This is a genomic window from Erwinia sp. MYb416, from assembly GCF_037479575.1.
GTDB classification, from domain to species: Bacteria; Pseudomonadota; Gammaproteobacteria; order Enterobacterales; family Enterobacteriaceae; genus Erwinia; species Erwinia rhapontici.
The window spans coordinates 1,796-2,554 of the sequence record NZ_JBBGYT010000163.1 but is presented as its reverse complement, the minus strand read 5'-3'; the positions used below and the strand labels follow the sequence as shown (position 1 = coordinate 2,554).

The window sequence follows — 759 nt, the reverse complement described above, 5'->3', positions numbered from 1 at the left end:
GCATGCGCGCCTGCAACGCCTGATGCAGCGTCCGGCGTACCGCACGCTGCGTGCCGTCAGGGAACAGCAGGTGTATGCCATCTGGCACCCGTTTTATGACAATCCTTACTATTTTATCGCCCTGCAGCGCGTGGCGAAGTGGCTGCATCCTGAGCTGTTTGCCGCGCTTGACCCGGAAGCCACCTTCCGCGAGTTACATGAACGTTTTCTTCCCGTGCCTTATCAATCCGGCTACTGGTTAAGCCTCAAGGAGACCGTCGTATGACCCGAACACCTCACCTTATTCTGCTGGCGATGCCCAGTATTCATGCCGGTGCATGGCGTTATCCCGGTGCCATCCCCGAGTTTCACAGCAGCTTTAAGCAGATGAAACGGTTTGCCCGGACGCTGGAACAGGGGCGGTTTGACGGCCTGTTTTTGCCCGACACGCTGGCGCTGCGCCAGGTATCGACCCAGGCCCTGGCGCGGGGGCACAGTACGGTGACGTTGGATCCGCTGACGCTGCTCCCTGCGCTGGCGGCGGTTACGCAGCATATCGGGCTGATTGCCACCGCCAGCACCACCTACAATGAGCCTTATATGCTCGCCCGGCGGCTGGCCACACTGGATCACATCAGCGAAGGCCGGGCCGGATGGAATCTGGTGACCTCCAGTAATGCCAACGAGGCCGGTAATTTTGGTGTCGCTGAACATATGGAGCACGGCCTGCGTTATGCGCGCGCGCGCGAGTTTTCGTCGGTGATGAACGGGCTGTGGGAC

General features: G+C 60.3%; 1 protein-coding gene and 1 pseudogene. Both read left to right on the top strand.

What is annotated here, in order from left to right; translation table 11 throughout:
- Positions 1-265 (top strand): annotated as a pseudogene (locus tag WH277_RS01580) (ABC transporter substrate-binding protein); the annotation flags it as partial.
- On the top strand, positions 262-759 hold a 498-nt coding region (locus tag WH277_RS01575), incomplete at its 3' end, for an LLM class flavin-dependent oxidoreductase (protein WP_339503982.1). The pseudogene WH277_RS01580 and the gene WH277_RS01575, both read left to right, overlap by 4 nt.